The organism is Ancylobacter sp. VNQ12 (assembly GCF_049445835.1).
Lineage (GTDB): Bacteria > Pseudomonadota > Alphaproteobacteria > Rhizobiales > Xanthobacteraceae > Ancylobacter.
Genome location: NZ_JBMSDU010000002.1, coordinates 11,896 through 25,797 on the forward strand (window position 1 = coordinate 11,896; position 13,902 = coordinate 25,797).

The 13,902-nt window shown below is 67.9% G+C and carries 8 protein-coding genes; 2 read left to right on the forward strand and 6 right to left on the reverse strand.

What is annotated here, in order from left to right; translation table 11 throughout:
* Position 1: 1 nt before the first annotated feature.
* From ACO2RV_RS03555 to ACO2RV_RS03570, 4 genes are read right to left on the reverse strand one after another with little or no spacing between them, the layout of a single operon-like run.
* Positions 2-1,918, reverse strand: a complete 1,917-nt coding sequence (locus ACO2RV_RS03555; RefSeq protein WP_423289906.1) for an ABC transporter ATP-binding protein — start codon at positions 1,916-1,918, stop codon at positions 2-4.
* A 3-nt stretch (positions 1,919-1,921) separates the two neighbouring features.
* Positions 1,922-3,667: an adenylate/guanylate cyclase domain-containing protein gene (locus ACO2RV_RS03560; protein WP_423289908.1), complete on the reverse strand. Its 1,746-nt coding sequence runs from the start codon at positions 3,665-3,667 to the stop codon at positions 1,922-1,924.
* 10 nt (positions 3,668-3,677) lie between these two features.
* Positions 3,678-4,193 carry a cyclic nucleotide-binding domain-containing protein gene (locus tag ACO2RV_RS03565; RefSeq protein WP_423289910.1) on the reverse strand — a complete coding sequence of 172 codons (516 nt, stop codon included), beginning with the start codon at positions 4,191-4,193 and terminating at the stop codon, positions 3,678-3,680.
* Positions 4,190-6,919 (reverse strand): ABC transporter transmembrane domain-containing protein, encoded by a 2,730-nt coding sequence (locus tag ACO2RV_RS03570; protein ID WP_423289912.1) that lies wholly within the window; start codon positions 6,917-6,919, stop codon positions 4,190-4,192. The genes ACO2RV_RS03565 and ACO2RV_RS03570 overlap by 4 nt, the downstream gene beginning before the upstream one ends.
* Positions 6,920-7,023: 104 nt before the next feature.
* Between ACO2RV_RS03570 and ACO2RV_RS03575 the strand changes: the two genes are divergently transcribed.
* A complete protein-coding gene (locus ACO2RV_RS03575) occupies positions 7,024-8,049 on the forward strand; it encodes a polysaccharide lyase (protein ID WP_423289914.1) in 1,026 nt (341 codons plus the stop codon).
* A gap of 41 nt (positions 8,050-8,090) precedes the next feature.
* Here the strand turns inward: ACO2RV_RS03575 and ACO2RV_RS03580 are convergent, their stop codons facing one another.
* On the reverse strand, positions 8,091-9,455 hold the full coding sequence (locus tag ACO2RV_RS03580) for a nucleotide sugar dehydrogenase (protein ID WP_423289916.1): 1,365 nt from the start codon (positions 9,453-9,455) through the stop codon (positions 8,091-8,093).
* A 215-nt stretch (positions 9,456-9,670) separates the two neighbouring features.
* Between ACO2RV_RS03580 and ACO2RV_RS03585 the strand changes: the two genes are divergently transcribed.
* Complete coding sequence (locus ACO2RV_RS03585) at positions 9,671-12,583, forward strand: autotransporter outer membrane beta-barrel domain-containing protein (protein WP_423289918.1); 2,913 nt, start codon at positions 9,671-9,673, stop codon at positions 12,581-12,583.
* A gap of 7 nt (positions 12,584-12,590) precedes the next feature.
* Here the strand turns inward: ACO2RV_RS03585 and glyA are convergent, their stop codons facing one another.
* Entirely contained in the window at positions 12,591-13,853 is a 1,263-nt protein-coding gene (glyA, locus tag ACO2RV_RS03590) for a serine hydroxymethyltransferase (RefSeq protein ID WP_423289920.1), read from the reverse strand.
* Positions 13,854-13,902: the final 49 nt, after the last annotated feature.

Here is a 13,902-nt window from a genome sequence, read left to right on the forward strand (position 1 = left end):
CTCATGCCGCGGTCAGGTCGCGGGCGGTGCATTCGACATCGGCCAGCACGGTGTGCCCGCCGCCGAGGTCGAGCATGCTCAGCCGTCCGGGCGCGCTGGCGCGGAAGCATTCCGGCCAGGACGATGGGTCGGAGACGCTGGTGGTCGGCACGCAACTGGCGAAATCCAGCCGCCGGTCGAGATCGGGCTGCGGCACGGCCTTGAGCAGCGCCTGCGTATAGGGATGGGCGGGCTTGCGGAAAATGACGTCGCGCGGCCCGACCTCGACGATGCGCCCGCGCGCCATCACCGCGATCCGTTCCGCCATGTAGTGAACCACCGCGAGATTATGCGAGATGAACAGGTAGGTCAGGCCGAGCGAGGCTTGCAGGTCCTTCAGGAGGTTCAGCACCTGCGCCTGCACCGACACGTCGAGCGCCGAGACCGGCTCGTCGCAGATGATGAGGTCGGGATTGAGCGCGAGGGCGCGGGCGATGCCGATGCGCTGGCGCTGGCCGCCGGAGAAGCTGTGCGGATAGCGCGAGAGGAAGCGCGGGTCGAGGCCGACGCATTCCATCAGCTCCACCGCGCGGCGCTTCTGCTCGGCGTCATTGCCGCGGTTCTGCACGATCATCGGCTCGCGGATGATGTCGAGCACGGTCATGCGCGGCGAGAGCGAGGAGACCGGATCCTGGAAGATCATCTGCATGCGCGGGCGGAAGGCGCGCAGCGCCGCCCCCTCCAGCGCGCGTATGTCGATCGGCCCGGACGGGTCGTGATAGGTGATGCTGCCCGCATCCGCCGTGCGCGAGCGCATGATCATGTGGCCGACGGTGCTCTTGCCGGAGCCACTCTCGCCCACCAGGCCGAGGCACTGGCCGCGCAGCACGTCGAAGCTGACATCGTCCACCGCGAGGACGCCGGCGCCCTTCTTGCCGCCATAGGATTTGCGCAGGTTGCGCACGCTGAGCAGCGGCGTCGGCCCGGCCGCCCGCGTGGCGTCGCGGCGCACGAAATCGGCCGGCGGGCGGGGCGCCACCTCGCGCAGCGCCACCAGCCGCTCGCCCGGCTTCATGTCGAAATCCGGCGAGGCCTTGAGCAGCGCCTTGAGATAGGGATGGCCCGGCCGGCGGAAGATGTCGTCGACGGGGCCGGCCTCCATCACCTGGCCGCGATAGACCACCACCACCTCGTCCGCCATGTTGGCGACGACGCCGAGATCGTGGGTGATGAGCAGGATCGCCATGCCGATGTCGCGCTGAAGCTCCTTCATCAGCTTCAGCACCTGCGCCTGGATGGTCACGTCGAGCGCGGTGGTCGGCTCGTCGGCGATCAGCAGGGCCGGTCGGCAGATCAGCGCCATGGCCAGCATGGCACGCTGGCGCAGGCCCCCGGACAGTTCGAACGGATACTGGTCGTAGGAGCGATGCGGATCGCGGAAGCCCACGAGATCGAGCATCCGCTCGGTCACCGCGCGCGCCTCGCGGCGCGGATGCGGGCGGTGCAGCTGCAGGGCCTCCTGGATCTGGTTGCCGATGGTGTGCACCGGCGACAGCGAGGACATCGGCTCCTGGAAGATCATGCCGATCCGCCCGCCGCGCAGCTTGCGGATCTTCTTGCCGTCGCGCTCCAGCGAGGCGATGTCGAGGACATGGCCGGGCGTGACCGGGCTCTTGGCCGTGTTTTTGGCCGGATCGGAAAACAGGATGCGGCCCTCGGTGATGAAACCGTTGCGCGGCAGCAGGCCCATCACCGCCTGCGAGATCACCGTCTTGCCGGAGCCGGACTCCCCCACCAGCGCCACGGTGCGCCCGGCCGGTACCCGCAGGGAAACCCCCTTTACGACCTCGTTCGCCTGTCCGTGCGAGAGGAACGAAATACGCAGGCCCTCGATACGCAGAACGTCACCGCCGGCCGCCTGCGCCCCCTGCTCCCCCACGCCCTATGCCCTCGTCATGTGCAATGCGCCGAGCATGGCCGGTGCCGACATCGCCCGATCCAGCGCCGCCGCGTCCGGCACGGCATAGCAGGAGACGCCGGTGCCGCTGACATCCATCATGACCTCGCGCCGGCCGAGGCTGGAGAAGTCGAAGCCGGAGGCGTCGGCGGTCTCCTGCGAGATGACGTAGTCGGCGATGAATTCCTTGGTCGCGCTCTCCAGCGTCGCCGCCACCGCCACGGTCTCACCGATGGCCCGCACCTCGTTGACGTTGAGCCCGTCGCCGACGCGTGCCAGCACGACCGGCCCGGTGTGGATGCCGATGCCGGCGCGGATCGGAATGGGCAGCGCGCCGCGCATCTCCGCGTTCAGCAGCTCGAGCACGCGCGTCATGTCGCGCGCCGCGCGCAACGCCTCGCGCGCGCCCTTGCCCTTCTTGTCCGACGCCTCGAACACCGCCATCAAGCCGTCGCCATACATCTGGTCTACACGCCCGCCATGACTCTCGACCGCCTGCCGCATTTCGGCAGCGAAACGGTTGATCAGCACAGCGATCTCATAGGGAAGCCGGTTGTGCGTCAAGGTCGTGAAAGCGCGAACGTCGAGCACGAGCACCGTGGCCAGGCTTTCCATCGCCCATTCCTGGGCATCGGCGTCATGGTCGAAGCCGATGCCGGTGCGTCCCAGCACCGGCATCAGGATACGCACGCCGATATCGCGCGAGGGCCGCAGCTGGCAGGCGAGGCGCACATTGCCCGGTGCGCCGATGCTGGCGAGCACCATGCGCTCGGCGCCGAACGGCTCGGGAATACTGTCGGCGCCGCTCAGGATCTGCACCCGGCAGGAGGCGCAGCGTCCCCGTCCCCGGCAGGAGGAGGGATGGGGAATGTGGTTGACGCGGCTGGCCTCCAGAATCGAGGTGCCGATCGGCACCTCGACCCGTCCGAAGCCGCGATAGGTGATGCTGACGGTATTGCCCGCGCGCCGGCGCAGATAGAACACGCCGATGATACCGACGAAGCAGGCCGCGAAGGCGGCGATGCCCCAGTAGATCACGTCGCCGATTTCCTTCAGCCGCGCCGCGTCTTCTTCCGACAGCCCCTGCGGGGCGATGCCCCCCGACGCCTCGCGTCCGCTGGCGACGAAGCCCATCAATGCGGCGCTCGGGATCAGGATAGCCAGCACCAGGCCGACCATGCGCCAAGTTGAATTGTACCAGGTCTGGTAACGCATGGCGTGGTGCATGCCGATGACGCCATGGCTCCAGGACACCAGCAGCAGCAGTACCTGAGAGCCCACCGCCGCCGGCCACATCCGATACAGCACCGCCTGATAGCTGGTATCGAGGCTGAACCAGGAATAGGCAATCCGCGTCTGCATCACATGGCTGATTGCCAGCAGCGGGATGGCGAGGCCGGACATGATCTGCCACGCCTCGTCGCGCGGCATGCGCCAGGTGTGGCGGCGGGTGATGCGATAGGCGGACAGGCACATATGCGTCGCCACCGCGCCATAGAGCAGCACCGTGCCCGGCCAGGACTGCCAGAGCAGCCAGCGCCATTGCTGGGCATACTGCATCGCCTCCACGCCGAACACGCCCACGGCATGGTTCAGGAGGTGGGTCAGCACGAAGGCGAACAGGATGATGCCGGACCATTGCCGCGCGACGCAGCCCCACGGCATTTCGCGCAGCTGCGTTCCGGACGCCCCCGCTCCATCGCGCAGCTGATTTGACGAGGTCAGGGACATGGGTCAGCCGTCAGTGCGCCGTCTCGGCCACGGGCACCCCAATCCTGTGCCCGGCATCGACCGCCGGCGTGCCCTTCGGCAGCCGCTGGACGAGCTGGGCGCAGATATTGTTCAGCTCCATGATCTGGCGGCCGAGTTCGCGCATCACCGCGTGGTTGAACGGCGGCGATTCCTTCAGCAGTTCGAGGAAGGGCTGGCGGTCGAGCCGCAGCGCCACCACGGCGGTCTCCGCGGTGATGGTCGCCATGCGGTTCTGATCGCACAGCACGCCGGCTTCCCCGAGCAGGGCGCCGCGCACATGTTCGGCAAAGTCGATCACGCCGTTCAGCGTGTTGAGCGACACTTTGAACTGCCCCTCCAGCACGATGTAGACCGCGTCCGACATATCGCCCTGCGCATAGATCACCTCGCCGGGCTGGAACACCACGCGGTCGCTGATCATCGCGAGGAGCTTCAGCTTCGCGCTTTCCACATTCTTGAACATGCGGAACTTCTGAAGCGATCGGACTTCGTCCTCGATGGTCATTTCACGACCTCCTCGGGTGAGCGTTCGGCAGGTGCCGGCGCCTCCACCCCTTGTTCCTGGGAACCTTGCGCCCCTCGGCGCTCGGTCCCAATCAGCTTGGCTCCCTCAAACGTCAGTACCAGATCGAACGCGCCAAGATCATCATCGTTCGACTGCGCGGCGATGACAGTCTTACCCGTCATCGCCGCGAAGATATTCTCCATGATCATATGCGCCTCCGTGGCTCCGAAGCTAGAGAGCGCGTCGTCAAGGATGAGAATGTCCGGCCGGCGCAGCATGGCGCGGGCCAGATGGATCGTCACCCGCTGCTGCGGCGAGAGCAGGCGACCGCCGGGGCCCGCCTCCTGGTCGAGGCCCTTGGACACGACGAAGCTCTCCAGCCCCATCTCGTCCAGCACCTGCGCGGCGGCGGCCACCAGCTTCTCGCGCGCATGCGCCTTGCCGTAGCGGATCCTGCCGAAAAGCAGGTTGTCGCGGATGGAAGCGGCCGGCATCAGCCGGGTCGTGTCGTAGAATTCGATCTCCCCGGCATCCTTGGCTGGCAGGAATTCGCGGAAGCTGGCCCGCGCCCGCAGCACGCGCGCGATCAGCTGCTCGTCGACCAGATTGAGCCGGTGGCGTGGCTCGACATACATCAGCGCGTAGCTGATCAGCCTGTCGCGCAGCTCCGGCGAGAACTGCCGCCGCTGGCCGCGCTGCCAGGCGACCTGCACCTGCGACCACAATTCGCTGAGTTCCGCCTCGTCGATGAAGGAGTAGCGCTCGCGCAGCGGATTGTCGGCGGCCAGGCCATGGAAGGCTTCCGCGACCGTCTCCACCATCTTGAGCCCGATGGCGGTGAGCGGCCCGATCAGTGCCTCGGCGGCGATGATCGAGCGCACAAAGGGATCGTGCGCCAGGTTCTCCGGCGCGAAGCGGCTGCCGATCGACACGCCGAACAGCAGGTTCTCGCCGATCGAGGCGCTGGTGTTGAAGTGGTCGGGTCGGAAGGTCTCGACATAATTCGCCAGGCCGAGCGTCTCGTAGCGCGCCAGGATGGCGGCGCGTGCGGACAGCATACGCTCGGCGATGTGCGGATCGAGATCGTCGCCGAGCTGGCTCGACAGGCCGACGCGGAAGATGTCGTCATAGCCGCGCACGATGCGCAGCGCCGAAATGACCGCGGCGTTCAGCTCCTCCGGGCTGGCGAGGCCGAGACCGGCATAGTCGATCCATTCCGCGTCGGGCGACACGATCGGATTGTCGGTCATCAGCGCCTCGTCGCGCCAGTAGCGGGCGATCGCATCCGCCGGCTCTTCGGCAGGCGGCACGGCGCGCCGCACGGCGAGGCTGAGATTGTCGCGGATCGTGCCCGACATGATGTAGGGCTCGCCCGAGACATAGAGCATCACCGCGCTCGCCTCGCGGTCGGACATGGTGCCGACCTCGCGGCCGCCGATGGTGACGCTGCCCTGATAGTCGGTGATCTGCCGCCCGAGCACCTTGGGCAGGATGTCACGCGCGCTCCCCGAGGGCCCGGCCAGCGCGACCCGGCCGGGCCGGCCGATCGCCGCCGACATGCGGTCGATCTGCACCAGCCCGCGGGTGCTGAGCACGCGCAGGCCGACAATGGTGATCGGCGCGTCGAGCGGAATCGGCTCCGGCGGCGTCTCCGGGTCCGGCGGCAGCATGAATTCTTTGGAAAAGGCCCCGACCACCTGCTCGTATTTCACTGTGACGTCGGCGCGCTGCTGGTCCCAGTCGATCAGTTCCTTGATCGGACCGGGCAGGTCGCGATAGGCGGCGATGACGGCGACCAGCTGGCCGATGTCGAGCCGCCCCTGCAGCGCGAGATAGCCGCCCACCGTGTAGAAGATGAAGGGGGTCAGCTGGGCCAGCAGGTTGTTGAGGTACTTCACCGCGAATTTGCGGCGGTAGAGCCGCAGGCGGATGTCGAACAGTGTGCCGAGGCGCTTGCCGATCTCCGAGCCGGTGAAGCGGGTCACGCCGAAGATGTGCAGCACCGGCGCCGCCTCGACCATCTCGCCGATGCGCCCGGCAAGCACGCGTGACTCGATCTGCCGCATGCGGCCGAGCCGAATCTGCTCGCGACGCAGATAGGGGATGACCACGCCCTGCACCGCGATCAGCGACAGCGACAGCGTGCCCAGCCACATGTTCTGCGCCAGGATGAACACCATGGCGGTCAGCGCCTGTGTGCCGAGGAAGGCCGGTGTGATGAAGGCCTCGCCGAAAAACCCGCCAATGGGCTCCACCTCGTCCTTGATCATCGAGGTGACTTCGGCCGACTTGGTGGTGCGCACATCCTCCGGCCGGAAGCGCATCACCAGCGCGAACAATTCGAAGCGCAGCCGCCGCAGCATGCGCTCGCCGAGCACGCCCTTGCGGATGTTGATGACGTATTTGAACCATCCATTGATCAGCGTGAGCACGAGGAACACCATGCTCAGCGCGAACAGGTAGGGCACCTGCTGCAGCATGATGCCGTCGCTGATCTGGAAGGTCGCGCCGCCGAGGAAGGACGGCAGCGAGATCGAATAGTCGAACAGGCGGGCGGAGGCCTCGCCATGGGCGAACACGCTGCCCTGGATCGCCTCGTTGACGATGCGCTTGGGCACATCGAGCGACCACCAGTAGAACGGCAGCGATGCCACGACAAAACACAGCACGATCAGCTGCTCGCGCTGGCTGTGCCGCCAGACGTAACGGAAGAAGTTAACGGCCAAGGCCTTTACGCCCTTCTTGTCCCGAGCTTAAGATTTTGATCGTCCTAAATAGGAAGCTGCTCCTGCGCGCGCACGTACGATCACAAAATCATGACAATGGTAGCATGAACGAGCTCGATCCGCGTCATCCCCGTCCGTCCAGGCCGTTGTTCGCACTCATCTTCGCAGCGCTTCTCGCTCTCGGTGCCTCTGCCCCGGCCGGCGCGGCGGACAGCACACGCGACCTCGTCCTGTTCGACGGCTTCGAAGGAACCGACTTCGCGCCGGGTGGGGGGCTCTACTACAAGGACAATCACGAGCAGGAGGCCGGCACCTACGTCTTCCAGTCGCAGGTCGCGCGCGACGGCAAGCAGTCGATCGAGCTTTCCGTGCGCTCGCAGTGCAAGCACCAGAACGGCCTGTGCAGCGAGCGCGCCGAGGTGTGGGAGAAGCCGGAGGTGCTGGTGCCCTATGGCCAGCCGGTCTGGTACGCCTTCTCCATGCGGATGGCGACGCCCATCCCGGCCGAGATGCACCGCTATGTGATGGCGCAGTGGAAACGGGAGATCATCCCCGGCGCCCATGGCGACTATTCACCGCTGCTGGCTCTGCGTATGGTCGACGGGCGGCTGGTCGCCACCATCGACACCGACACCGGCGCCTTCCAGCCGACCGGCACCGCCGCGCGCCCGGAAGGCTGCCTGCCGGGAGAGGCGCCCGCCGGCACGCCCGACGAGTTCAACCAGTTCCGCACCCTTGTGGCGGCGGCGCAGGGCGAGCACCTGCCGGCGCAGATCGGCTTCCCCGGCTGCACGCCGGACCTCGTCGTCACCCCGCGTGGCGGCACGCTGCCCGCGCTCGAATCCGGCTGGATCGACCTCGTCTTCCAGGTGAAGCCCGGCCCCAAGGGCGACGGGCGCATCGACATTGTCGCCAACGGCCAGTGGATCGTCACCGTCGAGGGCAAGATCGGCCATGAGGGCGACGGCCTCGGCGACAACATGTACTTCAAGTTCGGCCCTTACCGCGCCGGGCGCGACGGCATCTGGACGCTCTGGTACGATAACTTCCGGCGCGGGCCGAACTGCGCCGACGTCGCGTCGGCGGAGGTCTGCGGCGGGCTGCAGGTGACGGCAACGTCGGCGCCGTAGAGGCTGCCCCCTCCCCCCATCGGGGAGAGGGAGAATTGACTTCACGCCTTCACCAGCCCCGCCGGCGCCAGCCCGAGCCGGGCGAACGCATTGCGGGTGTCGACCAGCACGCGGGCGTGGGCGGCGACGAGAGCGTAGTCGACCTCGTCATGGTCGGTCGCCACCAGCACCGCATCGACACCGGCAAGAGCTTCGGCGGTCAGCGCCACCGATTGCTTGCCACTCAGCCGCTGGTGGCGCCGGGTCGGCGGCAGCGCGGACACGAACGGGTCGTGGAACTCGCACAGGCCCCCGCGCTCGTCGATCAGCTCCATCAGCTTCAGCGCCGGACTCTCGCGCACATCGTCGACATTCTTCTTGTAGGCAGCGCCGAGCACGAGGATGCGCGCGCCGGCAAGGCCACGCCCGGCCTTCTGGTCCAGCGCCTCGGCCAGCTTGTCGACCACGAGATAGGGCATGCGGGTGTTGATCTGCCCGGCCAGCTCGATGAAGCGCGTCTCGATGTCGAATTCACGCGCCTTCCACGTCAGGTAGAACGGATCGATCGGGATGCAGTGGCCGCCAAGTCCGGGGCCGGGATAAAACGGCATGAAGCCGAACGGCTTGGTCGCCGCCGCCTCCAGCACCTCCCACACATCGATGCCCATGGCGCCGTAAACGGTCTTCAACTCGTTGACGAGGGCGATGTTGACCGAGCGGAAGATATTCTCCGTCAGCTTGGCTGCCTCGGCCACCTGGGTGGAGGAGACCGGCACGACCTTCGTCACCAGCGGGCGGTAGAGCGCCTGCGCCAGCTTTCCCGCCGCCGCGCCGTCGCCGCCGACCACCTTGGGTATGGTGGCGGTGGAGAAGCTGACATTGCCGGGGTCCTCGCGTTCCGGCGAGAAGGCGAGGAAGAAGTCGCGCCCCGAGACGAGCCCCCCCTCCTCCAGGATCGGCTTCACCACCTCGACCGTGGTGCCGGGCCAGGTGGTGGATTCCAGCACCACCAGCTGGCCGGGGCGCAGCGTGTGGGCAATCGTGCGCGCGGTCTCGACGATGAAGGACAGGTCCGGCTCGCGCTGCCGGGTCAGCGGCGTTGGCACGCAGATGATGATGGCATCGCAATCCGCCAGTCGGGCGAAATCGGTGGTCGCAGCAAACCGCCCGTCCGCCAGTGCCGCCTGCATGCGGGCCTGCGGAATGTACTTGATGACCTGCCGGCCGCTCGCGATCTCCTCGACACGGCGCGGATTGATGTCGAGGCCGATCACCGGGAAGCCGGCTTCCACCGCCACCAGCGCCAGCGGCAGGCCGACATAGCCGAGCCCGATCACGCCGATGCTCGCGCTGCGGTCGGCCAGGCGTGCGGCCAGACCAGCGGCAAGGAGCGCCTCGGAGCTATCGGCGGGTATGTTCTCGGTCATGCGGCGACTCGCGGCTCGACGATGGCGCGGGGATGGGCGCGGGGAACTAGGTGAGGTGATCTAGCCGTCTCCCGGCCAGCAGACAACGGCGCTCGCGAAACGATGCCGTGCGTGCGCGGATGACGCCACGCATGCCCTTGCGGCCAGGGCCCTGTCAACGGTAGCGTAATCCGTCCAGATCCGCGGGGCGGCGGAGCGGGTTTGGGGGTGGGCTCATGGATATTCGCATCAGTTTTCCGCGCGGCATGCGGTTCGGCTTGTCCGTCCGCGCCCGGTCGCTGCTGCGCACGAGCGCCCTGTCCGGCCTTGCCGGACTGGCTCTGCTGGCGCCGCCGGGCAGCGTGCAGGCGCAGGAGAGCGCGACCATTCCCCTGCACACCGGCGCCGCGACCAACGGCTTCAGCAACCAGATCGCCGTTGCGGTCGGCGGCGGCTCGACGCTGACGGTGCTGATGGATACCGGCTCCACCGGGCTCTATGTGTATGAGAGCCAGATCGGTCCGGCCAGTACGGTCATCACCTCTGGCGGCGCGCCGGTCACCTTCCAGTACGGCTATTCAAGCGGCAACGAGCTGCACGGCTACTTTGTCTCCACCCTGGTCGCCTTTCCCGAGGCCAGCACCGCCCTCTCCACCGGCTGGATCACCGTCGGCGCGGTCACCTCGCTCGAATGCAAGGGCGGCGGCGACTGGTGCCCCGGCTGGCCGACCGGCCAGAGCGGGGTGATGGGCGTCGCCTATTCCGCCGAACCGGCGGCGGTGTTCAATCCCTTCGCGCAGCTTCCCGGCAATTACGGCAGCGGCTTCATCGTCGTTTCCAACGATCTCGGTGAGCCCGGCATGACGCCGCACGTCATCGTCGGGCTGACGGCGCAGAACACCGCCGGTTTCGTCTGGTCGCAATTCGCGGCGGATGACGGCGGCACCCAGCCGGCCGGGCTCAATGCCTGGAACACCAAGTCGATCAACACCTGCTTCTCCGTGAACAACGGCTCGCCCGGCTGCTTCGTCACCGTGTTCGACACCGGCGCCCCGCTCGGTTCCTTCGAGACCGGCACCTCCGGCGAGGCATATGGCCAGGTGACGCCCGGCTCCAGCGTCACCACCACCGTGCCGGGGGTGATCTCCTTCGCCAATGTCGCGGGAAGCAGCAACAACGAGAACTTCTACGTCTACGACCCCGCGCACGGGACCTCGGCGGGCTACAATTCCGGCGCCGGCCTGTTCCGCTATTACGTCGTCGCCTATGACGGGGTGAACGGGCGCATCGGCTTCGCGCCGCTGCAGAACGTGCTGCTCGGCACCATCTTTGCGGCGAGCGATGCCGATCTCGGCGTACCGGGTGGCGGCGTGCTGCTCGCCGGCCAGCTCGTCACCTCGCCCGGCTTCTCCACCGACCGCGCCATCGCCTTCGGCACCGATGCCGGGCTGACTATCCTCGGCAGCGCGACCTTCGCCGGCACACTGTCGGGCAGCGTCGACATGGACGTGGCCATCGCGCCCGGCGGCGTGCTCGCGCTCTCCGGCACTAACCTCTATTCCGGCATCATGACCGTGTCCGGCGGCGCCCTCGTGGTGAACGGACTGCTGCCGGCGACGCTGCTGCTGGACGGCACGGTGCTGTCCGGCTCCGGCACGATCGGTGCCGTGGCGGCCGCCACCGGCAGCAGCCTCGCGCCGGGCAATTCCATCGGCACGCTCACCGTGCTCGGCAATGCCGTGTTCGCGGCCGGCGCGACCTACACGGCAGAGATCGGCGCCTCGGGCAGTAGCGACCTCATCGCCGTCGGTGGCACGGCCTTTCTCGCCGGCACGCTCGACATCGAGCTCTACGGACCGGGCACGCCGGTGCTCGGCAGCCACTACACGCTGCTCAGCGCGCAGGGAGGCATTGCCGGCAGCTTTCAGTCGGTGCAGGCGGCCGATTTCGGCGCGGCCGGCACCGCCTTCCCCTTCCTCGAACCGCTGGTGAGCTATTCCGCCGGCACGGTCGAGCTCACCATGGGCCGCAGCGCGGTGAGCTTCACCACTGCCGCGCGCACGCCCAACCAGTTCGCCATGGCGCGCGCCGCCGACAGCGCCACCGATGCCAGCGACGCCATCGTCGCGCTTGCCGGGCTGAACGAGACCACGGCGACGCCGGCGCTACAGGCGCTGTCGGGCGAAATCTACGCTTCAGCGCAGAGCGTGATGCAGCAGCAATCGGCCTATCTGCGCGACGCGCTCAGTGCGCGGCTGCGTCAGGCCCAAGACGAGCCGGGCGCTCCCGCCGCCGCGCTCGGCCCGACGGTCGTCGCTTCCGGCGGCCTGCCGCTGTCCTTCTGGGGGCAGGGCTTCGGCGGCTGGGGCGACATTTCCTCGAACGGCAATGCGGCCTCGGTGTCGAATTCCATTGGCGGCGCGGTGTTCGGCCTCGACACGCCGCTCGGCGAGGGCTGGCGCGCCGGCCTTGTCGGCGGCTACAGCCGTTCCTCGTTCTCGCAATCGAGCGGCTGGGGCAATATCGACACCTATGATATCGGCCTCTATGCCGGCGGGCGCATCGGTGCCGCCAGCCTCAGCCTCGGCGCCGCCTATGGCTGGAACGACGTCACGGTCAGCCGCAGCGTCGCCTTCTCCGGCTATGCCTCCGGCGCCGCGGGCGACTACGACGCCGATGGCTTCCAGGCTTTCGCCGAGCTCGCCTATGACGTCGTCCTAGACCGGGTGACGCTGACGCCCTTCGCCGGCCTCGCCTATGTCGGCCTCAACGGCGCCGATTTTGCCGAGAGCGGCACCGGCGCGGCGCTCGATGTCGCCACGAAGGACATGGACACGCTCTATTCCGCGCTCGGCTTGCGATTCAGCGTGCCCATCGCCATCCGTGGCCACGATATGTGGCTCGGCGGCACGCTGGGCTGGCAGCATGCCTTCGGCGACGTGACGCCGACAACCACCGTCGCCTTCGCCACCGGGTCCGATGCGGTGGCGCTTAGTGGCGTGCCGATCGCGCAGGACGCCGCCCTACTGGGGCTGGAGCTGGCCTATGCCCCCACCGACGCCACGCGGCTGGCGGTGAAATATGCCGGCCAGCTCGCTGACAGCGCCAACCAGAACACCATCCTCGCCCAGTTGGTAGTGAAGTTCTGAGGCCCGCTCAGCGGTAGATCGGGAAGCGGGCGCACAACGCGCGCACCTCGCGCCCGACCTCGGCGATGCCCGCCGCGTCCGCCGGCGCCTTGACGATGCGGGCGATCCATTCACCGATGGTGGCGAATTCGGCCGTGCCGAAGCCGCGCGCCGTGCCGGCATTGGAGGAAAGCCGCAGCCCCGAGGGCGCCTCCGGCGGACGGGTGTCGAACGGGATGAGGTTCTTGTTCACCGCCAGCCCCGCCTTTTCCAGCGCCTTGGCGGCGACGTCCCCGGTGGTGCCGATGCCGCCGAGATCGACCAGCATCAGCCCGCAATCGGTGCCGCCGCCGACGATGCGCACGCCCGCGTCCGACAGCGTGTCCGCGAGCACCCGCGCATTCTCCAGCACGGCGAGATTGTAAGCGGTGAATTCCGGCCGCAGCGCCTCGCCGAAGCAGGCGGCCTTGCCGGCGACGATGTGCATCATCACCGAACCCTGTACGCCGGGGAAGATACCGTAATTGATGCGGTCGCTTAAGAACGCATCGTTCCACAGCACGAGGCCGCCGCGCGCCCCGCGCAGCGACTTGTAGGTGGTCGAGGTCACCACATGCGCGTGCGGGAACGGATGCGGGTAGAGCCCGCTCGCCACCAGCCCGGCGAAATGCGCCATGTCGACCATCAACAGCGCGCCGACCTCATCGGCGATCTCGCGCATGCCGGCGAAATCCAGCGCGGGCGGATAGGCCGAGCCGCCGGCGACGATGAGCCGGGGCTCATGCGTCCGCGCCAGCGCGCGCAATTCGTCCAGCTCGATGCGCTCGCTCTCGCGGCTCACGCCGTAGCGCACGATGTTGTAGTCGCGCCCGGTCAGCGTCGCCGGGTGACCGTGGCTGATGTGGCCGCCGGCCGCCGTGTCCATCGACAGGATGGTGTCGCCGAGCTTCAAAAGGCCGAGAAACACGCCGGCATTGGCGTTGGAGCCGGAATGGGGCTGCACATTGGCGAATTCGCAGCCGAACAGCCGCCGGGCCCGGGCCACCGCCAGCGCCTCGATGGCGTCGGCGAATTCCGCCCCGCCATAATAGCGGCCATAGGGCAGGCCCTCGACGGTCTTGTTGGTGAGCACCGAGCCCTGCGCCTCCAGCACGAGGCGTGAGACGATGTTCTCGGAGGCGATCAGCTCGATGCCGTCCTGCTGGCGGGCCTGCTCGCCGCGAATGGCGGCGGCAAGTTCCGGATCGGCGTCGAGGCCTTCGGTGAAATAGCCGGCGTGGAGCGTGGACATGTCGTTCCCGGTGCGTGGGTGCGGCGCGAAATGGCGCCGCTATACCGCG

What these genes read in the sequence shown, in the direction of transcription:
- ACO2RV_RS03560 (WP_423289908.1), bottom strand. Translation starts at nt 3,667, where the DNA reads ATGTCCCTGACCTCGTCAAATCAGCTGCGCGATGGAGCGGGGGCGTCC.
- ACO2RV_RS03580 (WP_423289916.1), bottom strand. Translation starts at nt 9,455, where the DNA reads ATGACCGAGAACATACCCGCCGATAGCTCCGAGGCGCTCCTTGCCGCT.
- ACO2RV_RS03585 (WP_423289918.1), top strand. Translation starts at nt 9,671, where the DNA reads ATGGATATTCGCATCAGTTTTCCGCGCGGCATGCGGTTCGGCTTGTCC.
- ACO2RV_RS03575 (WP_423289914.1), top strand. Translation starts at nt 7,024, where the DNA reads ATGAACGAGCTCGATCCGCGTCATCCCCGTCCGTCCAGGCCGTTGTTC.
- glyA (WP_423289920.1), bottom strand. Translation starts at nt 13,853, where the DNA reads ATGTCCACGCTCCACGCCGGCTATTTCACCGAAGGCCTCGACGCCGAT.
- ACO2RV_RS03565 (WP_423289910.1), bottom strand. Translation starts at nt 4,193, where the DNA reads ATGACCATCGAGGACGAAGTCCGATCGCTTCAGAAGTTCCGCATGTTC.